General features: G+C 71.2%; 23 protein-coding genes. 13 read left to right on the forward strand and 10 right to left on the reverse strand.

Annotation, left to right across the window (positions count from 1 at the left end; all coding sequences use genetic code 11):
- Window positions 1-17: 17 nt before the first annotated feature.
- Window positions 18-476: an RDD family protein gene (locus MYF83_RS07530; protein WP_248959463.1), complete on the reverse strand. Its 459-nt coding sequence runs from the start codon at window positions 474-476 to the stop codon at window positions 18-20.
- Window positions 477-619: 143 nt separating this feature from the next.
- On the opposite strand from MYF83_RS07530, the gene glnA reads away from it, so the two are divergent.
- A complete protein-coding gene (gene glnA / locus MYF83_RS07535) occupies window positions 620-2,044 on the forward strand; it encodes a type I glutamate--ammonia ligase (protein WP_248959464.1) in 1,425 nt (474 codons plus the stop codon).
- Window positions 2,045-2,048: 4 nt separating this feature from the next.
- On the opposite strand, the gene MYF83_RS07540 is transcribed toward glnA, so the two are convergent.
- On the reverse strand, window positions 2,049-2,468 hold the full coding sequence (locus MYF83_RS07540; protein WP_248959465.1) for a tyrosine-type recombinase/integrase: 420 nt from the start codon (window positions 2,466-2,468) through the stop codon (window positions 2,049-2,051).
- A gap of 69 nt (window positions 2,469-2,537) precedes the next feature.
- On the opposite strand from MYF83_RS07540, the gene MYF83_RS07545 reads away from it, so the two are divergent.
- The 7 genes from MYF83_RS07545 to MYF83_RS07575 all read left to right on the forward strand — a co-directional run bounded on the left by MYF83_RS07545 (window position 2,538) and on the right by MYF83_RS07575 (window position 8,378).
- Window positions 2,538-2,711: a hypothetical protein gene (locus MYF83_RS07545; protein WP_248959466.1), complete on the forward strand. Its 174-nt coding sequence runs from the start codon at window positions 2,538-2,540 to the stop codon at window positions 2,709-2,711.
- Window positions 2,712-3,021: 310 nt separating this feature from the next.
- On the forward strand, window positions 3,022-3,555 hold the full coding sequence (locus tag MYF83_RS07550; protein WP_248959467.1) for a PadR family transcriptional regulator: 534 nt from the start codon (window positions 3,022-3,024) through the stop codon (window positions 3,553-3,555).
- Entirely contained in the window at window positions 3,552-4,292 is a 741-nt protein-coding gene (locus MYF83_RS07555; protein WP_248959468.1) for an ABC transporter ATP-binding protein, read from the forward strand. The genes MYF83_RS07550 and MYF83_RS07555 overlap by 4 nt, the downstream gene beginning before the upstream one ends.
- Before the next feature lie 5 nt (window positions 4,293-4,297).
- The gene (locus MYF83_RS07560) at window positions 4,298-6,088 is read left to right on the forward strand and encodes an ABC transporter permease (RefSeq protein WP_248959469.1); all 1,791 of its coding nucleotides are present in this window, start codon (window positions 4,298-4,300) and stop codon (window positions 6,086-6,088) included.
- A gap of 159 nt (window positions 6,089-6,247) precedes the next feature.
- The gene (locus tag MYF83_RS07565; protein WP_248959470.1) at window positions 6,248-7,378 is read left to right on the forward strand and encodes a hypothetical protein; all 1,131 of its coding nucleotides are present in this window, start codon (window positions 6,248-6,250) and stop codon (window positions 7,376-7,378) included.
- Window positions 7,379-7,578: 200 nt separating this feature from the next.
- Complete coding sequence (locus MYF83_RS07570; RefSeq protein ID WP_372500105.1) at window positions 7,579-7,713, forward strand: hypothetical protein; 135 nt, start codon at window positions 7,579-7,581, stop codon at window positions 7,711-7,713.
- Window positions 7,714-7,805: 92 nt separating this feature from the next.
- Complete coding sequence (locus MYF83_RS07575; protein WP_248959471.1) at window positions 7,806-8,378, forward strand: GNAT family N-acetyltransferase; 573 nt, start codon at window positions 7,806-7,808, stop codon at window positions 8,376-8,378.
- Window positions 8,379-8,425: 47 nt separating this feature from the next.
- Here the strand turns inward: MYF83_RS07575 and MYF83_RS07580 are convergent, their stop codons facing one another.
- Window positions 8,426-9,229 carry an SGNH/GDSL hydrolase family protein gene (locus tag MYF83_RS07580; RefSeq protein WP_248959472.1) on the reverse strand — a complete coding sequence of 268 codons (804 nt, stop codon included), beginning with the start codon at window positions 9,227-9,229 and terminating at the stop codon, window positions 8,426-8,428.
- On the reverse strand, window positions 9,216-9,809 hold the full coding sequence (locus MYF83_RS07585; RefSeq protein WP_248959473.1) for a PadR family transcriptional regulator: 594 nt from the start codon (window positions 9,807-9,809) through the stop codon (window positions 9,216-9,218). Before MYF83_RS07585 ends, MYF83_RS07580 begins: the two co-directional genes overlap by 14 nt.
- Before the next feature lie 63 nt (window positions 9,810-9,872).
- Between MYF83_RS07585 and MYF83_RS07590 the strand changes: the two genes are divergently transcribed.
- Window positions 9,873-10,304 (forward strand): nuclear transport factor 2 family protein, encoded by a 432-nt coding sequence (locus MYF83_RS07590; protein ID WP_248959474.1) that lies wholly within the window; start codon window positions 9,873-9,875, stop codon window positions 10,302-10,304.
- Window positions 10,305-10,474: 170 nt separating this feature from the next.
- Here the strand turns inward: MYF83_RS07590 and MYF83_RS07595 are convergent, their stop codons facing one another.
- Window positions 10,475-10,645, reverse strand: coding sequence for a hypothetical protein (locus tag MYF83_RS07595; RefSeq protein WP_248959475.1), 171 nt, complete (start codon window positions 10,643-10,645; stop codon window positions 10,475-10,477).
- A gap of 286 nt (window positions 10,646-10,931) precedes the next feature.
- Here MYF83_RS07595 and MYF83_RS07600 point away from each other — a divergent pair, with 286 nt between their 5' ends.
- Entirely contained in the window at window positions 10,932-11,114 is a 183-nt protein-coding gene (locus MYF83_RS07600) for a hypothetical protein (protein WP_248959476.1), read from the forward strand.
- Window positions 11,115-11,120: 6 nt separating this feature from the next.
- Here the strand turns inward: MYF83_RS07600 and MYF83_RS07605 are convergent, their stop codons facing one another.
- The 5 genes from MYF83_RS07605 to MYF83_RS42490 all read right to left on the reverse strand — a co-directional run bounded on the left by MYF83_RS07605 (window position 11,121) and on the right by MYF83_RS42490 (window position 18,211).
- Window positions 11,121-12,173 carry a polysaccharide deacetylase family protein gene (locus MYF83_RS07605; RefSeq protein ID WP_279339248.1) on the reverse strand — a complete coding sequence of 351 codons (1,053 nt, stop codon included), beginning with the start codon at window positions 12,171-12,173 and terminating at the stop codon, window positions 11,121-11,123.
- 158 nt (window positions 12,174-12,331) lie between these two features.
- On the reverse strand, window positions 12,332-13,360 hold the full coding sequence (locus MYF83_RS07615) for a hypothetical protein (protein ID WP_248959477.1): 1,029 nt from the start codon (window positions 13,358-13,360) through the stop codon (window positions 12,332-12,334).
- Between the two features lie 130 nt (window positions 13,361-13,490).
- A complete protein-coding gene (locus MYF83_RS07620) occupies window positions 13,491-13,988 on the reverse strand; it encodes an NUDIX domain-containing protein (RefSeq protein WP_248959478.1) in 498 nt (165 codons plus the stop codon).
- Between the two features lie 322 nt (window positions 13,989-14,310).
- On the reverse strand, window positions 14,311-17,280 hold the full coding sequence (locus MYF83_RS07625; RefSeq protein WP_248959479.1) for a bifunctional [glutamine synthetase] adenylyltransferase/[glutamine synthetase]-adenylyl-L-tyrosine phosphorylase: 2,970 nt from the start codon (window positions 17,278-17,280) through the stop codon (window positions 14,311-14,313).
- A gap of 136 nt (window positions 17,281-17,416) precedes the next feature.
- Window positions 17,417-18,211 carry a type 1 glutamine amidotransferase gene (locus tag MYF83_RS42490; protein WP_279339249.1) on the reverse strand — a complete coding sequence of 265 codons (795 nt, stop codon included), beginning with the start codon at window positions 18,209-18,211 and terminating at the stop codon, window positions 17,417-17,419.
- Between the two features lie 131 nt (window positions 18,212-18,342).
- Here MYF83_RS42490 and MYF83_RS07635 point away from each other — a divergent pair, with 131 nt between their 5' ends.
- From MYF83_RS07635 to MYF83_RS07645, 3 genes are read left to right on the forward strand one after another with little or no spacing between them, the layout of a single operon-like run.
- The gene (locus MYF83_RS07635; protein ID WP_248959480.1) at window positions 18,343-19,068 is read left to right on the forward strand and encodes a hypothetical protein; all 726 of its coding nucleotides are present in this window, start codon (window positions 18,343-18,345) and stop codon (window positions 19,066-19,068) included.
- Window positions 19,069-19,078: 10 nt separating this feature from the next.
- A complete protein-coding gene (locus MYF83_RS07640) occupies window positions 19,079-21,154 on the forward strand; it encodes an SPFH domain-containing protein (RefSeq protein ID WP_248959481.1) in 2,076 nt (691 codons plus the stop codon).
- Between the two features lie 11 nt (window positions 21,155-21,165).
- Window positions 21,166-26,283 carry a DNA repair ATPase gene (locus MYF83_RS07645; RefSeq protein WP_248959482.1) on the forward strand — a complete coding sequence of 1,706 codons (5,118 nt, stop codon included), beginning with the start codon at window positions 21,166-21,168 and terminating at the stop codon, window positions 26,281-26,283.
- The last annotated feature ends 48 nt before the right edge of the window (window positions 26,284-26,331 follow it).

Below are 26,331 nucleotides of genomic sequence, written 5' to 3' on the forward strand. Positions count from 1 at the left end.
AGGGCCGATGAGCCGGGTCAGTCGCGGACGACGACGGTGCGGGCGGCGCGGTCATGGAGGCCTCGCTGGTCGCGGTCCCAGATCAGGGCCGGCACGGCGAGGCAGAGCAGCAGGGTCCGCAGCAGGACCGCACCGAACGCGGGGCGGCCGCCGTCGAGCGCGGCGACTCTGATGCCGAAGAGCCGCATGCCGAGGGTCATGCCGAGGGTGCCGACGAGCAGGATGTACTCCAGGGCGAAGACGCCGAGACCCACCCAGCCGGCGCTGCGCGGGTCGGCCTGCAGCAGGCCCCTGCCGATCGCCCAAGTGCAGATGAGCCAGTCGACCGTGATCGCGCCGATGCGCCGCCCGAACCCGGCGACCGACCCGCCGCCTTCCTTGGGAAGGCCCAGCCGCTCACCGGGGTAACCAAGATCGACGCCGGCGGCGCGGGTCCCGCTGATCCACGTCTGGGTCCATCGTGGTTCCTTGCTCATGCAGGTAAGATACCTACAAGCCGCACTGGTGCTTGAAGCGGTACACCCCCCTCCACTTAACATCCGTGAAACAAACGAGACATGGGGTGGAAACGGCACAGGCCTACCTTCAAGTCTGCAAGCCCGTGCCCCTGGGAGGTTGGATGTTCAGCTCCGCCGACGACGTCCTGAAGTTCATCAGGGACGAGGGGGTGCAGTTCGTCGACGTCAGGTTTACCGACCTGCCGGGCACGACGCACCACTTCACCTTCCCTGTGGAGAACTTCGGTGCCAGCGTCTTCACCGACGGTCTCATGTTCGATGGCTCGTCGATCCGCGGGTTCCAGGCCATTCACGAGTCGGACATGCTGCTGCTGCCCGACCCGTCGACGGCCGTGGTCGACCCGTTCCGCCAGCACAAGACCCTCAACATCAATTTCTTCGTGCACGACCCGCTGACGGGCGAGGCCTACAGCCGCGACCCGCGCAACGTCGCCCGCAAGGCCGAGGAGTACCTCAAGGGCACCGGCATCGCCGACACCGTGTACTTCGGGCCGGAGGCCGAGTTCTACATCTTCGACGATGTGCGCTTCTCGAGCAGTGCGAGCGAGAGCTTCTACCACATCGACTCGATCGAGGGCGCCTGGAACACCGGCAAGGCCCAGGAGGGCGGCAACCTCGGGTACAAGCCGCGCTACAAGGGCGGCTACTTCCCGGTCCCGCCGATGGACCACTTCACCGACCTGCGTTCGGAGATGGTCCGCCGCCTGATCGACTGCGGCATCGAGACCGAGATGCAGCACCACGAGGTGGGCACCGCCGGCCAGGCCGAGATCGACTTCAGGTTCGGCACGCTGCTCAAGACCGCCGACAACCTGATGCTGTACAAGTACATCATCAAGAGCACCGCGGTGGAGTACGGCCACACGGTCACCTTCATGCCCAAGCCGATCTTCGGGGACAACGGCTCCGGCATGCACTGCCACCAGTCGCTCTGGAAGGACGGCGAGCCGCTCTTCTACGACGAGGTGGGCTACGCCGGTCTGTCCGACACCGCGCGCTACTACATCGGCGGCCTGCTCAAGCACGCGCCGGCGCTGCTGGCCTTCACCAACCCGACGGTGAACTCCTACCACCGCCTGGTGCCCGGCTACGAGGCCCCGGTCAACCTGGTCTACTCCCAGCGCAACCGCTCCGCCTGCATCCGCATCCCGATCACGGGGTCGAACCCGAAGGCCAAGCGCATCGAGTTCCGCGTGCCGGACCCGTCCTGCAACCCGTACTTCGCGTTCGCCGCGCAGCTCATGGCGGGCCTCGACGGCATCCGCAACAAGATCGAGCCGCCGCAGCCGGTCGACAAGGATCTCTACGAGCTTCCCCCGGAGGAGGCCGGCCAGGTCCCGCAGGTCCCCGGGTCGCTGCCCGAGGTCCTCGCCGCGCTGGAGGCCGACCACGAGTTCCTGCTCGAGGGCGGCGTGTTCACGCCCGACCTCATCGAGACCTGGATCTCCTACAAGCGCGAGAACGAGATCGACCCGATCCGGCTCCGCCCGCACCCGCACGAGTTCGAGCTCTACTACGACGTGTGATCGGCTACCGCGCGGTGACCTGCATGTTCATCGCGCGGTGCCAGTCTGGTTCTGCCTCGGTTCCGTCCGAGCAGCGAGCACCGCATCGACGGCGGCCCGTGTCGACTCGTCGGAAATCCGGCCACAAATGGCCATAGGTGTCGAGCGTCTTGGCGCTCGCGTGCCGTAGGCGGGCCTGGACGACCTTGACGTCAGCTCCAGAAGCGATCAAGAGCGACGCCAGGCAGTACCGCAAGTCGTGGAATCGGAAGCCCGTGGGAAGGTCCTGCACCTTGCCGCGGGCTTTTCGTATTGCGCGTTCGAGTTTCCAGGGACCGACCTGGGCACCATCGTCGTCCGTAAGCAGCGTTTCACCGCTGTGGCCGGCCTGAGCGTGCGCCGAGAGTTCGAGCGCCAGTGACGCCGGGATGGGCGGCAAGGACATGGCGATCCAGGTCCTGGACCCCCATGGCCGGACGGTTGCGGCGACCCGCAACTCGTCGGCAAGCAGCCGATGGCCACCTTCCACTGGACCAGCATGAGCGTGCACGCCGAACGGGTGCTGTGCCCTCCGACCGGGCTGAAGGGCTGCATGACCGTCGCCTCGTACAAGGTCTATCAGCCGGATGGGCCCTGGCTGCTCTTCGCGACTGGATCGCGAGCCGCCGGCGGCGTCACCACGACCTGACCGCTACCTGGACGCCGAGTCCTTGGGCGTAGGGGACACGTCCGAGGCCGTAGAGAACAATCGGAGATCGCTCACGGCTCGCACGTCCGTCATTGATCTTTCTCCGACAACGGACCGTTGATGAGAACCATGGAGCCTTCCACGCGGGTTCACCGTCCTCGCCGGGACAGGTTACCGGCCCGCCCCATTACCTCGGCCTTTCCCTCCATCCCTCAGCTGATGGCGGGCCGGTCCAGGAGATCGCCAGGTGTCGCGTTTTGACACCTCGCACGGGTAACCGCTATCTATTGGCCAACCGTTAGGGGGTGACATGCAGGACGCAGTGCTGGCGATGCTCGCCAAGGAGCCGTCGCACGGATACCACTTGCACGCTCGGCTGCGGCACAGTCTTGGGCCGCTGGGCGAGTCGATGAACCGTGGCCAGATCTATGTGACGCTGGCCCGGTTGGAGCGAGCGGGGCTCGTCGTCTGTGAGCGGGCCGACGGCCTGCCCGAGCGGCCGGAGCGCAAGGTCTATGCGCTGACGCCGGCCGGGCAGGAACGGGTGGCGGCCTGGCTGGCCGAGGTGGGCTGGCCGAAACCGGACCTGGCGGAGTTCTATCTCAAGCTCGCCGCTGCCGCCGCGGCCCGGCTGGCCGACCCGGTGGAGCTGGTGGCGGCGCAGCGCCGTGAGTTGCTGCGCCGCTTGCGTGAGGCGCAGCAGGCGGCGCTGGCCGAGCCGGCGGGGTCGGGCGCCGGCCTGCTGCTGGAAGGGGTCGCACTGCGGTTGCAGGCGGACCTGCGCTGGCTGGAGGCCTGTGAGCGGGCCTGGTCCAAGGTCGATGACGAAGTTGAGGGTGGATGAACGTGTCAAGTGCCGCGGTCCGGGCCTGCGGCCTGGTGAAGACGCATGGTCAGGGGCAGAGTGGGGTCCGCGCGGTGGACGAGGTCGACCTGGAGGTGCCTCAGGGACAGATGCTGGCGGTGATGGGGCCCAGCGGCTGCGGGAAATCCACTCTGCTGCACCTGCTGGGTGGCCTGGAGCGGCCTACCGGTGGGGAGGTGTGGGTGGCCGGGCGGCGCATCGACACGCTGAGCGAGCGAGCTCTGGCGCGGCTGCGGCGCCGGTCGGTGGGGTTCATCTTCCAGGCCTTCCATCTGGTGGAGGAGTTGTCGGCGGCCGAGAACGTGGAGCTTCCCGCGCTGCTGGCCGGGCGCTCGCGGCGCGAGGCCAGGCGGCGCGCGAGCCTGCTGCTGGAACGGGTCGGGCTCGCCGACCGCGCCCGGCATCTGCCGTCGCAACTGTCGGGCGGGCAGCGTCAGCGGGTTGCCCTCGCTCGCGCGCTGGTCAACGACCCGCTGGTCGTCCTGGCCGACGAGCCGACCGGCAACCTCGACACCGCGGCGACCTTCGATGTGCTGAGGATTTTCGAGGAGCTGCGTTCCGCGGGGCAGACCTTCGTGATCGTCACGCATGACGAGCGGGTGGCGGCCACGGCGGATCGGCTGGTCTCGATGCGCGACGGGATGTTCGTCGACGACACCCGGCTGGCCGGCTCCCACACGCGCGGGCTCGGCGGGCTGATCGGGCTGGAGGGCTGAACGTCATGGGCTCCATCGTGCTCGTCGTGCGCCTGGTGCTGGCCGACGTGCGCCGGCACAAGGTTCAGGCCGCGATGCTCCTGCTCGCGGTGACCGTGGCCACCGCCACGATGGCACTGGGCCTGTCCCTGCGCGGCGTGAGCGACGCGCTGTACGAGCAGACCCGCGCGGCCACCGCCGGGCCGGACGTGGTGGCACTGTCCGGCGACACGGGCCCCGCCGTGACCTCGGCCCTGGCCTCGCTGGCGAACGAGCCCGAAGTCATCGCCCACCATGGCCCCTATCGCATCGTCTACGCCGACCTCACCACGCGCGATTCCACCTCGTCCCCGGTGGTGGTGCAAGGTTTCGGCGAGACGCCCGGCGCGGTCAACCGGCCGCTGCTGACCTCGGGCCAGTGGGTACGCTCCGGCGGCACGGTCCTCGAACGCGGCTTCGCCACAGCGCTGGGCGTCGGCGTCGGCGACCGCGTCACCATCGCCGGCCGGTCGTACCCCGTCGTCGGGATCGCCGTGACCGCGGCCACCTCCATCTACCCCTGGGCGGCGCAGATCGGGCCGGGCGGTGGTCCCGGCGACTACAGCGGCCTGGCCTGGATGACCCGATCAGATGCCCGGGCCCTGGCGTCGTCCCAAGATCTCCCGGTGGCCTTGGCCCTGGACGTCAAGCTGCGTGACCCCGCCACGGCGCAGGCCTTCCTGGACGCCCACCGCGTCTCCACCCTCAGGGTGAACTTCCATACCTGGCAGTTCACGGCCGAGCAGGACATGGTCATCCTCAGGGACACCCAGCCGATCCTGGTCGTCGGTAGCTGGCTGCTCAGCTTCCTGGCCATCACCGGAGTGGCGGCGCTGGCCGCGGGACGCGCCGTCGAGCAGACGCGCCGGGCCGGGCTGCTCAAGGCCGTCGGCGCCACCCCGGGTCTGATCGCCACCGTCCTGCTCACCGAGTACCTGGCGCTGGCGCTGGTCGGCGACGCGCTGGGGCTGGTGATCGCCCGCCTGACCGTGCCCGCCATCGCCAGCCCCACAGCCAGCCGGATCGGCGACGCGGTCGGGCTGACCGGCGCCACCGTTGCCGCGGCGACCGTCCTCGCCGTGGCGGTGGCGGTGCTGTCCACGCTGCGTCCCACGCTGCGGGCCATGCGTACGGCGACCGTCACGGCGCTGACCGCCACCGCGCACCAGCCCCGTCACCGACCCTGGCTCACCGCGCTGTCCGCGCTGCTGCCCACGCCGCTGCTGCTCGGGCTGCGGCTGACCGCCCGCCGGCCGGGCCGCGCCGTGCTGCAGGCGTGCTCCACCGCCACCACGGTGATCGCGATCGTCGCCCTGCTGACCCTCTACGCCCAGCCGGAGAGGGGCTACGGCCTGGATGGCTCCTCCGCCCTGCCCAACCTGCGCGGCGAGCACGACCGCCGGCTGATGCTCGCCGTCACCATCCTGCTGATCTCACTCGCCGTCGTGAACACCATCACGCTCACCTGGACCACTGCCATGGAGGCCCGGGCGAACACGGCCATCGCACGTACGCTCGGCGCCACCCCCGGACAGATCGCCGCGGGGCTGTCCACCGCCCAGCTACTGCCCAGCCTGCCCGGCGCCATCATCGGCGTCCCTCTGGGCATCGGCCTGCTCTCGCTCTTCGCCGCCAGGAATGCGACGGAACCCCCCTCGTCCTGGATGCTCGGCGCCGCACTCGCGACTCTCCTGGCGACGGCGGCACTCACCGCCCTGCCCGCACGCCTGGCGGCCCGCCGGCCCGTGGCGCAGACCCTCAGCGCCGAAACAGCGTGACCGGCCCCGCTCAGCAGGCGCCGGCAGCAGCGGCGCTCAGCGGACCGAGGCCCGCACAACCCCGCAGAGACCTCATCCGCCTCACCAGCGTTCGCCGACGGGCGCCCGGCCCACCGGTGTCTAGATGAATCGATTTGATCGACGGAAAGGAATCACGAAGTGGCATCTGACGCCGCCAGCACTCGGCGCTTCATGGCGGACACCGGGGAGCCCCGCGGATGGGTGTCCCCCAGGACAGACCTGGTGACGGCGCTGCTCGGAATCTGGTTCGGGGTCGGACTGATGATCGACGCCTGGGCGCACAGCAACCTGACGGAGCTGGAGACGTTCTTCACCCCGTGGCACGCGGTGTTCTACTCCGGGTTCGCCGTGGTCTCCGGCTGGATCATCTGGCAGGTGTGGCGCAACGTGCGCGCCGGCCGGCAGGGGCCGGCGGCCGTCCCCACCGGTTACCTCGCCGGGCTGGTGGCGATTCCCGCGTTCGCCGCCTTCGGACTCGCCGACATGATGTGGCACACCGTCCTCGGCATCGAGACGACCATCGACATCTTCTTCAGCCCGTCACACCTCGGTCTCGTCGTGACGATGATGCTCATCATCACCACCCCGCTGCGCTCAGCCTGGAGCTCCCCCGATGTCGGCGCCCGGCCCTCGCTCTGCCGCCTGCTGCCCGCGCTGCTCGGGCTCGCGTTCGCCACCACGCTGGTGTCGCTGTTCCTGTCGTACGGCGACGCCTTGCAGTACCGGCCGCAGGCAATCGTCCAGGCGTTGTCCATGGCGCAGGACTCGGGCGCCGCGCCACGGGGCGCCGGCCCCAGACCTGTCGCCCTGGGCGCCGATCGGGTGGCCGTCGCGATGGTCGTCACCAACGTCGTCATGCTCAGCCCGGTGCTGCTCCTGATGCGCCGCTGGCTGCTGCCGTTCGGCTCGGTGACCGTCATGTACACGATCATGGCGCTCATGCCGGGCGCCCAGACGGCGTTCCGCAACCTGCCGATCCTGCTGTCGTTCGTGGCCGCCGGGGTCGTGAGCGACCTGCTGATCCGCCGGCTCCGGCCGTCGGGTGAGCGGCGCGCCGCCTACTGGGCCTTCGCCGGGCTGTCTGCCTTCGTCACCTGGTCGCTGTACATCGGGATCGCCTCGGCCACCGGCGGCGGCCTGCCCGCAGTGCCCGAGCTGTGGACCGGCGCACCGGTCGTCGCCGCACTGATCGGCCTGGCGCTCGGGGCGCTGTTCCTGCCCAACGCAGCCGCTGCCGAGCCGGTCGCGCCCGGCGCCGGGCGGGCATGATCCGAGTCCTGTCGCCGCGCTGGAGCGCGCCCGCCGCGGCGGCCAGCGGGCCGCCGACGCCGACCTTGACACCGTGATCGACATGGTCGTGGGCGCGGCCATGTGCGCCGCACACAGTAGAGCTCATCAGTTCCGTTCTGGTTCCGTCCGAGGCTACAAAACGCCGGAAGTAGACCAGAAGCCTGGGCGTACATCGATGGGTGGTCGAACAGACCATCGCCCTGCTGCACTGGTTCCGCCGATTACGCATCCGCTGGGAGATCCGCGACGACATCCACGAGGCCTTCATGACCCTGGCCTCAGCCATCATCTGCTGGCGCCGCCTCAACCACTGATCCCTTTCTCTTAGGACTTCTTAGTCGTGAGGACCGGACCGGGATCGATATTCGGTGGTCTGCCCGCCCCCTGAGGACGCAAGATGAGGCGCATGACTCTGGTCACCCCCATACTGCACGCCGCTCGCCTGCGACTGCGCCCCTTTACCGACGCCGACGCGGGCGCCCTCTTCGCGCTGCACAGCAGCACCTACGTGATGCGCTACTGGGACTCCCCGCCGTGGACCGAACGGGCCCGCGCCGAGCGCTTCATCATGATGTGCCGGAAGATGGCGGACGAAGGCACCGGGGCACGGGTGGCCATCGACCGTGTTTTTGACGGGGCCTTCGTCGGCTGGTGCAGTCTGACCGGATGGAACCCGGACTACCGCAGCGCGTCACTGGGCTACTGCCTCGATGAGGCGATGTGGGGCCACGGCTTCGCGACGGAGGCCGCGCACGCGTTGCTGCGGTGGGCATTCGACACACTGGACCTGAATCGTGTTCAGGCCGAGACCGATACGCGCAACGTGGCATCTGCCCGGGTTCTGGAGAAGATCGGATTCATACGTGAAGGGACGTTGCGGGAAGACTGCATCGTAAACGGCGAGGTGTCCGACTCGTGGGTGTTCGGGTTGATTAGGCGAGAGTGGCCGCCGTCGGCCGTGCCGATTCCAGCCTGCTAAGAGCTCCGAACCACCTCATTGTGTTAGGAACTCTTAGGCGCGGATCCTCATTGTCCGGTGTCGGCCGGTGTCCGTACGGGGAGGAGGCGCGGGCGTTTGGCCGTGCGGCCGTCTCCGGATGAGCGGCCGCGCAGGCGTCTGCCCAGCCATGGGCCGATGAAGTCGGCGACCCAGCGCAGCTCACCGGGGACGGCGTGCCATCCGGCGGGCGAGGAGGTTTCCAGAGGCAGGGGGTGTGTCCAGGAGTCGTCGCTGCCGGGCAGGGCGAGGGCGTCGGCGACCGCGGCGGCGATCCGCTGGTGACCGAGCGGGCTGGCATGGAGCCGGTCCGGGCTCCACAGGCGGGGATCGGTGACCACCGGATGGTGGCTCGTCTCGGCGACGGTGACCCCGTGGCGCCGGGCCGCGTGGCGGATGCGGTCGTTGACGGCGGTGATGCGGGAGCCGAGCGGGCGGGCGATGGGGATGATCCGCGTCAGGTCGGGGAAGGTGAGCGTGGCGACGCGGGCGCCCTGGGCGGTGAGCGCGGCGAACATCGCCTCCAGGTGGCCGGCGACCTCGTCGGCGTCGAACCGCGGCCGCAGCAGGTCGTTGACCCCGGCGACCACGGTGGCCAGGTCGGGGCGCAGGGCGAGGGCGGGGCCGAGCTGCTCGGCGTGGACCTGCGCTGCCAGGCGGCCTCGTACGGCCAGGTTGGCGTATCGCAGATCAGGGCTGTGCCGTGCGAGGTGTTCGGCGAACCGGTCGGCCCAGCCTCGCAGGCCGACGGTGTCGTCGCCGTCACCGAGGCCCTCGGTCTGGCTGTCGCCCAGGGCGACATAGCGCAGGTAGCGCGGGTCAATGCCGGACATGGGCGCCTTGCCTCTCCCGCAGGACGGTGGCCGTGCGTTCGCACCAGTCGCGGTTGCCTTGCTCGAAGGCGAGGCCCCGCAGGCATGTCAGGTAGGGGCCGATGCGCTCGCCGTGGCGCAGGAACTCCTCTTCGGTGTGGTCGCCTCGCATGGTGTGCAGCAGCCCGCCGAACAGGTCGATCTTGGCCTGCGCGAAGGCGGAGCGCTCGGCCAGCTGCGCGATCAGCGTCTCGGTGTCGACGTGGTCTGCGGCCTGGACCTTGACGACCAGGTCGTCGCGGATGAAGGAGGGCTTGGCCGCAGTGGCCGTGAAGCGCTCCAGCTCGGCCAGGCCGGCGTCGGTGACCCGGAACAGGCGCTTGTTCGGCCGGGTGTCCTGGACCACTTCCCGGCCGGTGACCAGCCCGTCCTGCTCCAGCCGGGTCAGCTCGGCGTACAGCTGCTGGGGCTGGGCGTGCCAGAAGTTCGCCACACCCAGGTCGAACACCTTGGCCAGCTGGTATCCGCTCAGCTCCTCGTCGAGCAGGGCCGCCAGCACGGCGTGCCGCAACGCCATCGGTTCGCCTCCGTCCCTGTCCACGAACACCCTCCCATGATAGTCATGAATCTGACTAGCCACATTGATGAGTATCGAGGAGGAGTCGTGACCGCAGCAGACCGCTTCCGCGCCGCCGTCGGCAACCGGGACCTCGCCGCGCTGGACGACCTGTTCACCGAGGACATCCGCTTCTACAGCCCGGTGAAATTCCAGCCCTTCACGGGCAAGCCACTGGTGCTGGGCCTCTTCGGGGTCCTGCTGCGCACCTTCGAGGAGCTCCACTACATCGGCCACCACACCGGCACGTCTCAGACGAGCGCCGACGGCACCGAGTCCCCGTCGGCGGTCCTGCTCTTCCGGGCCACCGTCAACGGCAAGCAGATCCACGGCATCGACCTGCTGCACTTCGACGACGACGGCCGGATCAAGGAGTTCACGGTCATGGTCCGCCCGCGATCCGCCGTCCACACCCTGGGCGAGGCGGTCCTCGCCGGGCTGATCGCCGACGGCCTGGTCCCGACGCCGGCCGACCGGTGACGAGGGCAGCCTGGCACGCACCGTCCGCTCACGCGGCGGATCACGGCCAAGGCCACCGCCCCCGGCGCGCCGCGTAGGACCTCATCGCCGGGCCGGCCGTGCGCGCCGGCCCGGCCCGGGGTCGTCCGCTCCGATTCCGTCGCGGTCGGCGCAGGCGACGGACATCCGAGCTAGCGGCGGCGGCGGAGCGGGTCGGGGCCGGGGCCCTGGCGGGGGTCGACGACGGGGCCGGGGTTGATGGGCTTGCCGACGACGCCGGAGGAGACGGCCGAGGACAGCTTGGTCACCGCTCGCAGGAGCTCGTGCAACAGGGACCCGGCGCCCTTGGGGGTGCTCGACATGGCAGGTTCCTCCTTGCCGGCGGAAGATCCGTCGGCGTCATATCGCGCAATGTGGTCAATATCACGATATGTCGTGTCCGACCGCGTCGTCCACTCCAGTCCCCGCTCCGGCGGCGGACGCACCGGCTCCCCCGCAAGGGACCGGAGGTGGCGGGCTATACGCTCCTAATGCGCCCGTCCTGCCTGGCGAACCCTGTGCGCAGGAAGCCTTGACCGGGTTCTGGCGTTGAACTGGACAACGGGCACACGAACGCACGGCTGCCCGATCGAGCGAAAGGCAGAGCAAGTGTTTGGTCGCAAGCCCATCGAAGAGCGCCTGGCCGAGCGCCGGGCCCAGCTCCCCCCGCTCAAGGAGGGGGAGCACTTCGAGCACGGGCCGGCGAAGTTCGTCTTCATCTTTCTGATCGTCTTCGTCATCCTGGCCCACCTGGTCGGCCTCGTCGTCCTCATGGCCCTCGACCTGCACTAGGTCCCGTCAGTACGGGAGTGTGTACTTGGTGAAGCGCTGGGCGACGTACGGGGCCTTGAATTTGGGGAAGGCGACGGTCTTGATGTCGCCGTCTGAGGTGTAGCGGTCGTCGGGGTGGGCGCTGAGCCAGTCGAGCCAGGCCGCCGAGCAGAAGCGGGCGCAGTCGCCGACCTTGTCCATGGCGCGGATGCGCGGGATGCCGAGCGGGTCGAAGTCCTTGCTGAAGGGCGAGGCTCCGGGGGTATAGCCGGCCAGGAAGACCCCGGTGTAGTTGTACTTCACGTCTCCGGCGCCGCCGCGGATCGCCCAGTCCTTGGTGCTCGGCTGGTTGCCGTACGGCAGCGCGAGCGTGGACGGCGCGTCCTTGATCAGCGAGGTGATCAGCTTGTGGCCCGCCACGATCTGGTCGGTGACCTGCTCCTTGGACTTCCCGCGCAGGTTGAGATGGTCGCGCGTGTGGTTGCCGATGTCGAAGCCGTTGTCCCGCAGCCAGCCGAGCGTCTGCGCCTGCGCCTCGGGCCCGAACGTGCCGAACATGTCCTTGATGACGTAGAAGGTGGCGACCGGCCGGAACCCGGGGTGCTTGCGGGAGACCTCCTGCAGGATGCCGACGGCGGTGTCCGGCTTGGGGTGGCCGGTGCCGTCCAGGGTGAGCTGCGAGGGCGAGGAGTCGTCGAACGTGAGCACGACCGGGTGGGTCCCGGCGGGAATGGCGATCTTGCCGGTGGTGTACTCCTTGGCGGTGATCGGCACGTAGCCGTCCTTGGCCAGGCGCTCCAGCTCGGTGCGGAACTGCTCCGGAGTGCGGTCATCGGTGCCGGCCGGCTTGAGCACGACGCGGTGATACATGATCACCGGTATCTGGCCCAGCTCGTTGGCCTTCGCCTTGGCCGCCTTCGCCATCGCGGCCTTGCGCGCCTCCTCCGCGGAGCCGGCCCCGGCCGGCTTGTGAGACGCGGCCTGCTGCGCCACGACCTTGGGCTCCCCCTGGCCGCACGCGGCCAGCGCCATGACGCCGAGTGACAGCACCCCGATATGACCTGCCCGGAACCGCCCCATGGTCCCCCCAACCGACCCGAGGAATGAGATACGTCTCTCCTACCCCCGGACCTGGGGTTCCCACACGCAGTGGAGCGGAACGAATGCCCAGCGTTACTTCTTCTCTCGCGAGAGACGACGTATCGCTGTATGTCACCACCGGGTGCGACGCGCAGGGCCTACTTCTCGGTCTCCCCGGCACGTACGCGGATCCCGGTCAGCCGCCGGAAGATGTCCCACCAGAACGGGGCGCCGAACAGCAGGGCGAAGAAGGTGATCAGGAAGCCCGGCCAGTGGCCCGGGCTCATCAGGCGGTGCAGCCACTCCCCGCCGTTCCAGGTCCACTGGGGGCTGCCGTTCGCCGGGATCTTCACCGACACCGGGGCATTGCCCACGATCTGCACGAACGCCGGAGCCGACAGCACCTCGGTGACGCAGGCGTACGGGTCGGTGGGATGGTCGGGACACTTCTCCCGCAGACCCGCCAGCGACTGCGCTCCCCCGTCGGCCGTGGCCGCCACCTGGGCGCGGATGGCGTTGTCGGTCAGGATCGCCCTGCCGTACTCCAGCGCGTCCATGCTGAACAGCAGCGTCAGCAGCAGGCCGAGCACGGCGATGACCCAGCGAACGTAACGGCGGTACAGCACGGTGAGACGACGCATCTCGCCGTCGAACCACTGCTCCACGGCCGCGCGGAATGCCTCGAGCTCGCCGTTCGCGGTGTCCCAGGCGCTCTTCAGGGGCCGGTACAGAGGGCTGCCGGCCGCCTCGAGCCTCGCCAGCATGGCGGGCACGCCGCCCTCACCGGTGGCGATCTCCATCATCGCCGTGGCGAACCGCGTGGGCGGGATGGAGGCGATGTTCGTCTTGCCGTCCTTGCCGTCCTTGCCGTGGTCGATCTCGCGGAGCCGCTCGTACAGCATGCCGGACAGGCTGGGGGCGGCGCTGTCCACCGGCGGGGGAAGCGGGCTGAAGGCCGGCCGCACGTCCTTGCGGAAGGGCAGGCGGGCGAAGACGTCGCCGATCGTGCTGGGGATCGACTTCTTGCCGTTGTGCCCGTCCAGCATGTCCTTCAGGTAGGCCCACAGGAACTTGCTGCGGATGCCGAGCAGCCGCACCAGGCCCTCGTTGATCCCGCTGAGCAGCAGCGAGAACAGCAGGAATGCCAGCACCAGCCCGATGGCGAGGTCGATGTAGACAGAGTTCAAAGGAGATCACCCGCGACGGTAGGCAATGCGCGACGGTGGCCGCAATGATCAGACGTCGCCGGGTCAGGATCGGTTGTCACCGCCGCGCCCCGCCCGCCGTACGCCCCGATGGGAACACGCCGCGGCCGGGTCAGGCCGCCGGGCTCCGGGTCTGCTGGGACGCGCGCCACCAGGCGAAGCTCTCGGGAAGGACGGCGGGCGCCCACGTCGGCATGCGCAGCTGCGCGGTCTCGGCCTCGGTGACCCACCGGGCCTCGTCGATCTCGACGCCGTCGGGGGCCGGCGTCCCGCCGTCGGTGTCGCAGCCGTAGCCCGTCATGACGAAGCAGACCTGGTCGCCGTTGGGATAGGTCGACCGGAAGAGCGGGCCACCGTAGGCGCCGATCAGGCCACGGATGCGGATGCCGAGGCCGAGCTCCTCGCGCACCTCGCGGACGACGGCCTCGGCCGGCGGCTCGTCGGGCTCCACGATGCCGCCCGGGGGCGACCAGAGGCCGCCGAGCTCCTTGTGCCTGGCCACCAGCATGCGGCCGTGGTCGTCGAAGACGAAGGCGGTGACCGAGGGCAGGATGAGCAACGCGTTACCGATCCGGCTGCGCACCCCGGCAAGGAACTCCGATATCGGCACGACCACTCCCCCACCGCTGTCCGCCAAGCTGACGTCAACAAAGGTACCGAGTCAGGGCATGCCACGGGGGCCGTCCCCGCACCCCGGCCGGACCGCACCCCGGCCGGACCGCGCGCCGGCACGGAACGCGCGCCGGCACGGAACGCGCGAGGTCTCCGGCCTGGCCTGGTAGCCCGGGGCGCGGCAAGCGGGGCGTCCCGGCGGCGTCGCATCCCGGCGGTCCCGGCGATCCCGGCGGTCGGCCGGTCGCCCGCCGGTTCCGGTCGCCCGCCGGTTCCGGTCGCCCGCCGGTTCCGGTGGGCCGCCGGTGGGCCGCCGGCGGTCAGCCGCCGTAGAAGACCCGCTCGACCACCACCCGGGCCCGGCGGGTGGTCCTGAGGTAGTCCTCGACGAAGTCCTCCGACCCGTCCGGCGGGTAGCCGAGGGCACGCGAGATCAGCATGCGCTCGCGCACGTCGCCGGGGATGCTGTCACCCGCCCGGCCGCGGACCAGCATGATCGCGTCGCGGATCTGGGAGGCGAAGCGCCAGGCCTCGGCGAGCACCTCCTCGTCGGTGGAGGCCAGCAGCCCGGCCCCGACGGCGGCGCGCAGGGCCTCCAGCGTGCGGGTGGTCCGCAGTTCGGGCAGGTCGTAGGCGTTCCTGAGCTGGATCAGCTGTGCCAGCCACTCGACGTCCGACAGCCCGCCTCTGCCCAGCTTGGTGTGCAGCAGCGGGTCGGCGCCCCGGGGGAGCCGCTCGGCCTCCATGCGGGCCTTCAGCCGCCGGATCTCCCGCACGGCCGCGTCGCCGATGCCCTCGGCCGGATAGCGAAGCGGCTCGATGAGCTCCAGGAACTGGGCCCCGAGCCCCGGGTCTCCGGCCGAGAACCGGGCCCGCAGCAGGGCCTGGGACTCCCACGGCGACGACCAGCGCCGGTAGTAGGCGGCGTAGGACGCCAGCGTGCGCACCAGGGGGCCCTGGCGGCCCTCCGGGCGCAGGTCGGGGTCGATCAGCAGGGGCGGGTCGGGGGCGGGCCGGGCGAGCAGGCGGCGCACCTCGTTGGCGACCGCCTGCGCCGCGTCGGCCGCGACCTTCTCCGCCACTCCCTCATGCGGCGAGTGGACGAACATCACGTCGGCGTCGCTGCCGTAGGAGCACTCGTAGCCGCCGAGCCGCCCCATCGCGATGACCGCGAAGCGGGTGGGGAACTCGCCGCGCCGCTCCAGCGAGATCTTGTGGATGGCGGAGTCCAGCGCCGCCTGGATGGTGACGTCGTTGAGCTCCGAGAGCGCCTGGCCGACCTCTTCGATGTCGACCCGGCCGACCAGCCCGGCGACGGCCGTGCGCAGCAGCTCGCGGCGGCGGAGCGCGCGGACCGCGGCGACGGCGGTCTCGGCGTCGTGGGCGTGACGCCGTACGGACGCGGCGGCCTCGGTGGCGATGGACTCTTTGGCGCGCGGGGCCAGCTCACCGTCGGAGCCGAGCATGGCGACGGCGTCCGGCGCGTGGAGCAGCAGCCCGGTGGCGTAGCGGCTGGTGCCGAGGAGGCGGGCCAGCCGCTCGGCGACGGCGGTCTCGTCGCGGAGCAGGCGCAGGTACCACGGCGTGGTGCCGAGCTTGTCGCTGATCTGGCGGAACCCGAGCAGCCCGGCGTCCGGGTCGGGGGCGTCGGCGAACCAGCCGAGCATGACCGGAAGCAGGGTGCGCTGGATCGCGGCCCGCCGCGAGACGCCGCTGGTGAGCGCGGCGATGTGCCGGAGCGCCCCGTCGGGGTCGGCGTAGCCGAGGGCGGCCAGGCGCGCGGAGGCCGCGGCGGCGGACAGGCGGGCCTCGTCTCCGGGGAGCCGCGCGACGGCCTGGAGCAGCGGCCGGTAGAACAGCTTCTCGTGCAACCGGCGGGCCTCCATCGCGTGGCGCTTCCATCGGGTGGTGAACTCCCCCACCGGGTCGACGAGCATGCCGAGGCCCCGGCCGATGCGGCGCAGGTCGGTGACGTTCTCGGGCACGACGTGCGTGCGGCGCAGGCGGTGCAGTTGCAGCAGGTGCTCGATCTGGCGCAGGAAGGTGTAGGCCTCGGCGAGCGCCTTGGCGTCGTCCCTGCCGACGTAGCCGCCCCGCGAGAGCGCGGCCAGGGCGGGCAGGGTGGCGCGGCGGCGCAGCAGCCCGTCGGTGCGGCCGTGCACGAGCTGGAGCAGCTGGACGGCGAACTCGATGTCGCGCAGACCCCCGGGGCCGAGTTTGATCTGCCGGTCGGCCTCGCTGGCGCGGACGTTGGCCTCGACCTTGCGGCGCATGGCCTGGACGTCCTCGACGAAGTTGTCGCGGGCGGCGGACTGCCAGACCAGCTCGTTGGTCGCGGCGACGTACTCCCCGCCGAGCTCCAGGTCTCCGGCGACGGGACGCGCCTTGAGCAGGGCCTGGAACTCCCAGGTCTTGGCCCACCGGCGGTAGTACGTCAGGTGGCTGGCGAGGGTGCGCACGAGCGGCCCGGCCTTGCCCTCGGGCCGCAGCGCGGCGTCGACCTCCCACAGCGCCCCCTCGGGCGTGCTGGTGGAGCAGGCGCGCATCATGCCCTGCGCCAGCTTGGTGGCGGCCTGGAGCGCCTTGGTCTCGTCGACGCCCTCCTTGGGCTCCGCCACGAAGATCACATCGACGTCGCTGATGTAGTTGAGCTCGCGGGCGCCGCACTTGCCCATGCCGATCACCGCGAGCCGCACGTCGGAGCTCTCGGGGTGGTCGGCCCTGGCGATGGCGAGCCCAGCCTCCAGGGCGGCGGCCGCGAGGTCGGACAGTTCCGAGGTGATCTCCGACAGCGAGCCCGCGCCGGCGATGTCGCGCGCGGCGAGCTGCAGCAGCCTGCCGCGGTAGGCGACACGCAGGGCCGACATCGTGTCGGTGCCGGCGTGCGGGGCGCACGGCTCGGGCTCGGCGGGGCCGGCGCCGACGGCCTCCAGCAGTTCGGCGCGCATGTCGCGCTGGGGCGTGCGCTGCAGGGCCCGGTCGCCTTCGAGGAGCCGCCAGTGCTCGGGGTGGCGGACGACGTGCTCTCCGAGCGCGGCCGACAGGCCGAAGACGCCGAGCAGCCGCGATCGGAGGCCGGGGTCGGCGCGCATCGCGCCGAGGACGCTCGGATCACGCTCGGCGAGACGGCCGAGCGAGGTGAGGGCGAGGTCGGGGTCGGCCGCGCCGACCAGGGCCGCGAGCAGGTCGAGATCACCCACGGCCTCGGGCCCGAGGTCGTCGAGGAGCCGCTCGGCCTGGGCTCCGTCGGCGAAGCCCAGCCGGGCGAGACGCCCTGCTGTCGTCTGCATACGGGACTCGGCGGTCACAAGCACAAAGTAGCCGCTGCCTCACGGTTCCGTCGTTAGTGGTTCCGCAACGTAATCGGCCGGTCACCGTGAATGGACATGGGTGCCGGGGCCGGGCTCGGCGCCTGCCTGGGACGGTTCACGCGCCGGTCGCCGGAGAGGCGGCCTCGGCGGGGGTCCGGTCGTCCGTGGCCGGGGTGGGCCCGCCGGTGACGACGGCGGCGAAGGCCTCGGCGAAGGGCCGCCAGGTTCCGGCGAGCTCGTCGTCCGCGGCGGTCACCGCGGCGTCCAGCCGCTCCACGTCGAACCCGGCCGCGGCGAGCTCGCCCGCGTTGGGGGCGGTCCAGGAGCGGAAGATCTCGGGGGTGGCCTCCGGGTGGAACTGCACGGCCCAGGCGCGGCCGCCGAGCCGGTAGGCCTGGGCGGGGTAGGCGGTGGCGGTGGCAAGCGGGACGGCGCCGGGCGGGAGCGCGGTCATGGCGTCCTGGTGGTACTGCACGGCCCGTACGGCGGGCGGGAGCCGCGCGAACAGCGGATCGTCCGCCGCGGCGGGCAGGAGCGACACGGCGCCGAGGCCGACCTCCAGCCCGGCGGTCCCCGGCTTCACCTCTCCCCCGCAGGCCAGGGTCATGAGCTGGGCGCCGAGGCAGATGCCGAGGGTGGGCAGCGAGGCGTCGACGGCGCGCCTGATGAGCTCGCGGGTGGCGGGCAGCCACGGGTATCCCTCGTCGTCCCAGGCCGAGGCCGCGCCGCCGAGCACGATAAGGCCGGCCGGAAACCCGCTCGCGGGCGGCCCGTCATCGAGGACGGGGACCTCCTCCCCGAGATAGGGGCGGACGACCTCGCAGGTCACTCCCCCACCGGCCAGCCATCCGGCGAGGAACCCCAGGCCGGCCTCGGCCTCGTGCTCGACGATCAGAACCCGATCTCCCATGCGTCAATTATGGGTGCCCGAAACCGGTGACCCGCGCAAAGTCCCAGGAAGGCACTAAAAAGTGGAACTTATCCGCTATACAGTCGTTTATCGGTTCGGGGGAACCGTTAACTAGGGGAAAGCACGAGACGATGGGGGAGTTCGTCCGTACGGCGTTGAGTTTTCCCGCCGTGCTGTTCAGTTTCTTGCTGGTCGTGGTCGTCGCGTACTGGGTCCTGGTGCTGCTGGGGGGCGCCGGACTCGACGCGCTGGACGGGGACGGCGCGAGCGACGCCGGCCACGAGGCCGGGGCCCTTTCGGCCCTCGGCCTCGGCGGGGTGCCGGCGACCGTGGCGGTCTCGCTGCTGATCGCCCTCTCGTGGTTCGGCAGCCTCTCCGGCACGGCCCTGCTCGGTGACCCGCCGGCCCTCGCCCGGGTCGCCGTTCTCGTCGCGGCGCCGGTCTGCGCCTGGCTCGTCACGCGCCTCCTGGTGCTGCCGCTGCGGCGCGTCTTCGCCATCCACCGAGCGCCGTCCCGCAAGGACTTCGTGGGCAGGACGTGCGTCATCCGCACGGGCCGCGTGGGATCCGACTTCGGCCAGGCCGAGGTCAGGGCGTCCGACGGCTCGTCCGCCGTCATCCAGGTCAGGCAGATGCAGTGGCCGAGCCACGCGCTGCGGGATGTGCTCGACGCCGAGCACCCCTCCCGTGGCGGATCCGGGCCCGAGCCCTCCACCGGAGACGAGCAGGAGCGCAGGCACGAGCGAGCGCTCCGCGCGGGCGACACCGCCCTGATCTTCGACCACGACGCGGACGGCGAGTTCTTCTGGGTCACCCCCTACGACGCGGAACTCGACCCCGACGCCCCTACCAGGTAAGGGATTTGCATTGGACGTCATCTCCACCGGCTTCGGCGTGCTGCTCGCCGTCATCCTCGTCATCGTGATCACCATGCTGATCGTGATCACTCGCCTGTTCCGCAAGGTCGAGCAGGGCAAGGCGCTGATCATCTCGAAGGTCAAGGCCGTCGAGGTCACCTTCACCGGAGCCATCGTGCTGCCCGTCCTGCACAAGGCCGAGGTGATGGACATCTCGGTGAAGACCATCGAGATCCAGCGCACCGGCCAGGAAGGCCTGATCTGCCGGGACAACATCCGTGCCGACATCCGCATCACGTTCTTCGTCCGCGTCAACAAGACCGCCGAGGACGTGGTGAAGGTGGCCCAGGCCATCGGCACCGCGCGGGCCAGCGACGAGGGGACCCTGCAGGAGCTGTTCAGCGCGAAGTTCTCCGAGGCGCTGAAGACCGTCGGCAAGCAGCTCGACTTCGTCGACCTCTACACCAAGCGTGACGACTTCCGGGACCAGATCATCCAGGTCATCGGCACCGACCTGAACGGCTACAGCCTCGAGGACGCCGCGATCGACTTCCTCGAGCAGACGCCCATGGCCCAGCTCGACCCCGCCAACATCCTCGACGCCCAGGGCATCCGCAAGATCACCGAGTTGACCGCGATCGAGCACGTCCGCACGAACGAGTTCCAGCGCCACGAGGAGAAGGAGATCACCCGCCAGAACGTCGACGCGCGGGAGGCGATCCTGGAGCTTGAGCGGCGGCAGGCCGACGCGGAGATCAAGCAGAAGCGCGAGGTCGAGACCATGCGGGCCCGCGAGGAGGCCGAGATCGCCCGAGTGCAGGCGGAGGAGCGGCTGAAGGCCCGCACCGCCGACATCCGCACCGACGAGCAGCTCGGCGTCCAGCAGGAGAACAGGGCCAGGGAGGTCGCGGTCGCCGAGAAGAACCGGGAACGGGTCATCGCGATCGAGACCGAGCGGATCGAGAAGGACCGCCAGCTCGAGGTCATCGCCCGCGAGCGCGAGACGCAGCTCTCCACGATCTCCAAGGACAAGGAGCTGGAGACCGAGAAGCGCACTATGGCGGAGATCATCCGCGAGCGCATCGCGGTGGAGAAGACCGTGGCCGAGCAGGAGGAGATCATCAAGCGCCTGCGCGCCGTCGAGGAGGCCGAGCGGATACGTCAGACCGTGGTGATCCAGGCCGAGGCCGAGGCGCAGGAGGGGCTGGTCAAGGACATCAAGGCCGCCGAGGCGGCCGAGGCGGCGGCCAAGCACAAGGCGCGCGAGGAACTGGTGCTGGCCGAGGCACGCCAGCAGGCCGCCGAGTTCGACGCGCGGGCGAAGATCCGCTTGGCCGAGGGCATCCAGGCCGAGGCGGCCGCGGCCGGCCTCGCCGAGGTGCAGGTGCGCGAGCGGGACGCGGTCGCCATCGAGAAGGTCGGCCGCGCCGAGGCCGCCGTGGAGCGGGAGAAGACCCTGGTGGCGGCCACCGCGGTGGGCGAGAGGCTGAAGTCCGAGGCCGAGGGCCTGAAGGAGAAGGCGGCGGCGATGGCCGCGCTGGACGACGCCACCCGCGCCCACGAGGAGTACCGCCTGCGGCTGGAGGCCGAGAAGGAGCTGCGCCTGGCCGGCTTCGAGGTGCAGCGCTCCATCGCCGAGTCGCAGGCCATCGTGCTGGCCGCCGGGCTGGAGAAGGCCGACATCGACATCGTCGGCGGCGACGGGATGTTCTTCGACCGGCTCATGGGCTCCATCGCGCTCGGCAAGAGCGTGGACGGCTTCGTCGAGCACTCCGAGGTGGCGAAGAAGCTGGCCGGGCCGTGGCTGGACGGGTCGTCGAGCTTCCCTGAGGACGTCACGCGGCTGCTCGGCTCGCTGAGCTCCTCCGACGTGAAGAACCTGACGATCTCGGCGCTGCTCATACGGCTCATCCAGGCGGGCGGGCCCGAGAGCGGGCAGCTGAGCAAGCTGCTGGAGACGGCACGCCGGCTCGGCGTCGCGGAGGCGCCCCTGTCCGCGGCGCACCTGGGCAACGGGCTCGGAACCGCCGCCATCCCGGCGGGCGCGGCCGGAGCCGCCACGGGCGCCACCAGCGCCGAGCAGTGACGGCGGCCCCGGTGACCGACGTTCTCACCGCCCCGGAGACGGCGACCGTCGACGCGGGCACCTACGACGTGCTGCGGGCCCGGCTGGCGGAGCAGGCGGCCGAGCTCGCCCGGCGGGCCGAGGCGCTCAACGCGGAGCGGCTCGCGGTCTTCGGCGGCACCGATCTGCGCCTCATCGGCACCGAGCGGATCCGTACGGAGAACAACTGCGTGCCCCGCGACATCGTGGCGGTGGGCGGGCTCATGCTGTTCGGCTACAACGTCTTCATCGGCCTGAAGCCGGAGACGGCGGTCGACGACGTCTTCTCCCTCCACCGGTTCGTCCGGGAGGGAGAGGCGTTCCGCTTCGAGGACGTGGGCGGCGGCGGGCTGCCCGGGCTGCTGCGCGACCCGGTGTTCCAGCGCGACTTCGGCGAGCTCTACCGGTACTACCGGGAGACCCGCCTGCTCCAGCTCCGGCAGGTCGACGGCAGGCTGCTCGCGGTGTTCCAGACGGGCCCGCGCACGCAGGACGTGCGCGTGCTGCGCTGGAGCGTCGGCGCCGACGGCGCCGTCGCGTACGTGGACGACCGCGGCGAGCGCGACCACGTCTTCCCGCCGTCGCACGACTTCGAATGGACCGAGACCACGCGTGACGACCACGTGCTCGGCCGCCACCCGCACATCTCCGTCGGCGGCGAGGTGTTCGTCGAGACGGTCGGCGGCGACCTCACCATCAAGGTCGAGGACAACACCGAGACCGGCGAGGGCATCTACCGCGAACCGGTCGACGAGCCGCTGCAGAGCCTGGCCGACGCCGACGTCCACCACGCCAGGATCGGCCCGCTCATCCTGCTGCGCATCAGGCCGTACAAGGAGACCGCCTGGCGGCACCTGGTGTTCAACACCCGGACCAGGACCGTGGTGCGCCTGGACGGCATCGGCCAGGCCTGCCGCCGCCTGCCCGAGGACCAGGGGATCATCTTCCCCGGCGGCTACCACCTGGCCACCGGCGTGACCAAGACCTTCGACACCGACGTCGAGGAGCTGGAGTACGAGCGGGTGGTGCGCTCCACCAACGGCGAGGACGTCCTGTACGTCTTCCATGCCCGCACCGAAGGCCGGACCCTGCTGCTGCCGTACAACGTGATCCGCAAGGAGGTGGCCAACCCGATCACCTGCCACGGTTACTCGCTGTTCGAGGACGGCACGCTGGTGGTGTTCCGGGAGGCGTCCAGGGAGCCGACCCGGGTGCATCCGATGCAGGTATGGCAGACGCCGTACCTGTCCGACACCTACGCCGCCGCGCAGCCGGCCGGCACCGGCGCCCTCGCGCGGGTGGGCAACGCCGACCTCGTGCGCGGCATCTCCGACGCGCTGTCGATCACGCGGATGGTCGACGAGATGGGCCCGTCCACGGCGGTGTTCGAGGCCCTCATCGCCGCCTGCGAGCGGATGTCCGACCACTACCACTGGCTCGGCGACGCCGAGCTCGGCGAGCTCGGCGCTCCCCTCGGGGCGGTGCGGTCGGCGGCCGAGGAGGTCCTGGACGAGTTCGAGAAGGTCCAGTCGCTCACCGGCCAGGCGGCCGCCACGCTCGACGAGGCCGCCACGCGGATCGCGTCCATGGTCCGGCGCCTGCGCGGCGAGGCGCCGGCCACGGCCGGCGAGTGGGTCGCCCGGCTCGCGGAACTACGCAAGGCGCAGGGCCACCTCGTCACCGTGCGGGAGCTGCGCTACGTCGAGCAGGCCAAGGTGGACGAGCTGGCGGCCGGCCTCGCCGCGGAACTCGACCGGGCGGCGGGCGAGGCCGTCGAGTTCCTGCGCGGCGAGGACGCATTCACCGGGTACCACGCCGAGGTGGACCGGCTGGCCACGGAGGCGAGGGACGTCGACACCGTCGCCGCCGCCGGGCCGGTCGGCGACCGGCTCACCGAGCAGGCCGAGGGCCTGGAGATCGTCACCGAGGTCGTCGGGAGCCTCGACATCGCGGACGCCACGGTCCGCACGGCGATCCTGGAGCGGGCCGGCGAGGTGCTGGGCGGGGTGAACCGCGCGCGGGCCATCCTCGGCGCCCGCCGCGCGGAGCTGCTCGCCGTCGAGGGCCGGGCCCGGTTCGCGGCCGAGTTCTCGCTGCTGGGGCAGACGATCACCGGCGCCATGACGATGGCCGACACCCCCGAGCGGTGCGACGAGCAGCTCGGACGGCTGCTGCTCCAGCTGGAGACGCTGGAGTCGCGCTTCGGCGAGTTCGACGACTTCCTGGCCCGGCTGACCGCCAAGCGCGAGGACGTCTACGAGGCGTTCTCCTCGCGCAAGCAGGCGCTGCTGGACGAGCGGACCCGCAAGGCCGACCGCCTGGCCGCGTCGGCCGAGCGGATCCTGTCCGGCGTGCGCCGCCGCGTCGCCGGACTTTCGTCCCTCGACGACGTCAACGCCTACTTCGCCTCCGACCCGATGGTGGCCAAGCTGCGGGCCGTGTCCGAGGAGCTGCGCGCGCTCGGCGACCAGGTCCGCGCCGAGGAGCTCGCCGGGCAGATCAAGGCCACCCGGCAGGAGGCCGGCCGGACGCTGCGCGACCGCCTGGACCTCTACGGCGAGGGCGGCGACACGATCCGGCTCGGCGCCCACCGCTTCGCCGTCAGCACCCAGCCGTTCGACCTGACGCTCGTCCCGCACGACGACGGGATGGCGTTCACCATCACCGGCACCGACTACCGCTCCCCCGTACGGGACGAGGCGTTCGCGGCGACCCGCCCGTTCTGGGACCAGTCGCTGGTGTCGGAGTCGCCCGAGGTGTACCGGGCCGAGCACCTCGCCGCGTGGATCCTCGCCGCCGCCGAGGACGGCCGGGAAGGGCTGACCACGGAGGCGCTGCACGCGGCGGCGGTCACCGACGGCGCGCTGCTCGGCGTGGTGCGCCGGATCGCCGGGGCGCGCTTCGAGGAGGGGTACGAGCGCGGTGTCCACGACCACGACGCCGCCGCGATCCTCGCGGCCCTGCTGCGCGTGCACGCGGGCGGCGGGCTGCTGCGGTACCCGCCTTCCGCGCGGGCGGCGGCCCAGCTGTTCTGGACGTTCGGCGCGGACGAGCAGGCCAGGGCGAAATGGGCGATCCGGGCCTCCTCGCTCGCCCGCGCACGCGCGGCCTTCGGCCGGGTCACCGGCCTGGACGCGGGCACAGGAACGAACGCGGGCACGGCAACGAACGCGGGCGCTGGAACCCCGGCGGGGGCGGAGGGCCGGGCGGGGCGCTCCGGCGCGATCGCGGAGCTGTGCGCCGAGCTGTCCGCCGCGATGACCGGCTTCCTCGACGGCGCGGGGCCGGTCGCCTTCGGCGCGGACGCCGGCCTGGCCGCCGAGTACCTCTTCGAGGAGCTGGCCGGGACGCCGGCCGGGTTCGTGACGAGCGCCGGCGCCCGTGACGTGATCAGGAGGTTCCACCTGGCTCTCGGCGGCCCGGGGTCGGCGTCGTACGAGCGGTTCGAGGACGATCTGCGCGCTCTCGGCGACGACCTGGCCGCCCGCCACCAGCTGGTGTCGGCGTGGCTCGGCTCGATGCTCGCCGCGACGACCACCGACACGACGACCACCGGTGAGGCGGGAACCGACGAGGCGAACGCCGTCGAGGCGGCCACCGGCGAGCTGCCGGAGGCGGTGGCGATCGTGCTCTGCGGCGCCGGGCTCCCCCGCCACGACTCCTCGGCCACCCTGACCGCGACCGTCGAAGGGCTGCTCGGCACCCATCCGCGCATCGCGGAGCGGCGCCTGCGGTTCCGCGCCGACGAACTGCTCGCGCGCACCCGGCGCTTCCGCGAGGAGCGCGTGCCGGCGTTCCGCGCCTACCAGCGTCGGCGCGACGAGCTGGTGTCTGGCGAGCGGCGGCGGCTGCGGCTCTCGGAGTACGAGCCCAAGGTGATGAGCGCGTTCGTCCGCAACCGGCTGCTGGACGAGGTGTACCTGCCGCTGATCGGGGCGAACCTGGCCAAGCAGCTCGGCACCGTCGGCGACGCCCGGCGCACCGACCAGATGGGGCTGCTGCTGCTGATCTCGCCGCCGGGGTATGGCAAGACGACGCTCATGGAGTACGTCGCGAGCAGGCTCGGGCTGGTCTTCGTGAAGGTCAACGGGCCCGCGCTCGGCAGCGGAGTCACCTCGCTGGACCCGGCCGAGGCGCCGGACGCGACCGCCCGGCAGGAGGTCGAGAAGATCTCCTTCGCGCTGGAGATGGGCAGCAACGCGCTGCTCTACCTGGACGACATCCAGCACACCTCGCCCGAGCTGCTGCAGAAGTTCATCTCCCTGTGCGACGCGCAGCGCCGGATGGAGGGCGTCTGGGACGGCGCCACCCGCACCTATGACCTGCGCGGCAAGCGGTTCGCGGTGTGCATGGCCGGCAACCCATACACCGAGTCCGGCCGGCGGTTCCGCGTGCCCGACATGCTCGCCAACCGCGCCGACGTGTGGAACCTCGGCGAGGTCCTGTCCGGCAAGGACGAGCTGTTCGCGCTCAGCTACATCGAGAACGCGCTCACCTCCAACCCCGTGCTGGCGCCGCTGTCGGCCCGGGACGGCGGCGACGTGGAGCTGCTGGTGCGCCTGGCGAAGGGCGACCAGGCGGTGCGGCCCGACCGGCTCGCCCACCCCTACTCGGCGACGGAACTCGACCAGCTCACGGCCGTGCTGCGCAAGCTCCTGCGGGTCCAGCGGGTCGTGCTCGCGGTCAACCAGGCCTACATCGCCTCGGCGGCCCAGGCGGACGCCTCGCGGACCGAGCCGCCCTTCCAGCTCCAGGGTTCCTACCGCAACATGAACAAGCTGGCGGAACGCGTCCTCCCGGTGATGAACGACGCCGAACTGGAGGCGATGATCGACGATCACTACCTGGGCGAGGCGCAGACCCTCACCAGCGGGGCCGAGGCCAACCTGCTGAAGCTGGCGGAGCTGCGCGGCACCATGACCGCCCGGCAGGCGGAGCGGTGGGCCGAGGTGAAGGCGGGCTACCTGCGGGAGCGGGCGCTCGGAGGCACGCCGGACGACCCGATGAGCAGGGCCGTCGGCGCGGTCGGCCTGCTCGCCGACCGCGTGGGCGCCGTCGAGTCCGCCATCACCCGCGCCACACAACCCCGCACCGCCAACGGCACCCCCTGAACCCGCCCGCAGAGGCCGTCGCCTGCCGACCTGGACCTGGCCGACCCG

Source organism: Sphaerisporangium perillae, assembly GCF_023276435.1.
Lineage (GTDB): Bacteria > Actinomycetota > Actinomycetes > Streptosporangiales > Streptosporangiaceae > Sphaerisporangium > Sphaerisporangium perillae.

Excerpts from the sequence above, each read along its gene's own strand:
- MYF83_RS07575 (WP_248959471.1), top strand. The coding sequence starts at position 7,806 with ATGACTCTGGTCACCCCCATACTGCACGCCGCTCGCCTGCGACTGCGC.
- MYF83_RS07625 (WP_248959479.1), bottom strand. The coding sequence starts at position 17,280 with ATGCAGACGACAGCAGGGCGTCTCGCCCGGCTGGGCTTCGCCGACGGA.
- MYF83_RS07605 (WP_279339248.1), bottom strand. The coding sequence starts at position 12,173 with ATGGGGCGGTTCCGGGCAGGTCATATCGGGGTGCTGTCACTCGGCGTC.
- MYF83_RS07560 (WP_248959469.1), top strand. The coding sequence starts at position 4,298 with ATGGGCTCCATCGTGCTCGTCGTGCGCCTGGTGCTGGCCGACGTGCGC.
- MYF83_RS07635 (WP_248959480.1), top strand. The coding sequence starts at position 18,343 with ATGGGGGAGTTCGTCCGTACGGCGTTGAGTTTTCCCGCCGTGCTGTTC.
- MYF83_RS42490 (WP_279339249.1), bottom strand. The coding sequence starts at position 18,211 with ATGGGAGATCGGGTTCTGATCGTCGAGCACGAGGCCGAGGCCGGCCTG.
- MYF83_RS07540 (WP_248959465.1), bottom strand. The coding sequence starts at position 2,468 with ATGTCCTTGCCGCCCATCCCGGCGTCACTGGCGCTCGAACTCTCGGCG.
- MYF83_RS07545 (WP_248959466.1), top strand. The coding sequence starts at position 2,538 with ATGGCCACCTTCCACTGGACCAGCATGAGCGTGCACGCCGAACGGGTG.
- MYF83_RS07555 (WP_248959468.1), top strand. The coding sequence starts at position 3,552 with ATGAACGTGTCAAGTGCCGCGGTCCGGGCCTGCGGCCTGGTGAAGACG.
- MYF83_RS07580 (WP_248959472.1), bottom strand. The coding sequence starts at position 9,229 with ATGTCCGGCATTGACCCGCGCTACCTGCGCTATGTCGCCCTGGGCGAC.
- MYF83_RS07530 (WP_248959463.1), bottom strand. The coding sequence starts at position 476 with ATGAGCAAGGAACCACGATGGACCCAGACGTGGATCAGCGGGACCCGC.
- MYF83_RS07595 (WP_248959475.1), bottom strand. The coding sequence starts at position 10,645 with ATGTCGAGCACCCCCAAGGGCGCCGGGTCCCTGTTGCACGAGCTCCTG.
- glnA (WP_248959464.1), top strand. The coding sequence starts at position 620 with ATGTTCAGCTCCGCCGACGACGTCCTGAAGTTCATCAGGGACGAGGGG.
- MYF83_RS07550 (WP_248959467.1), top strand. The coding sequence starts at position 3,022 with ATGCAGGACGCAGTGCTGGCGATGCTCGCCAAGGAGCCGTCGCACGGA.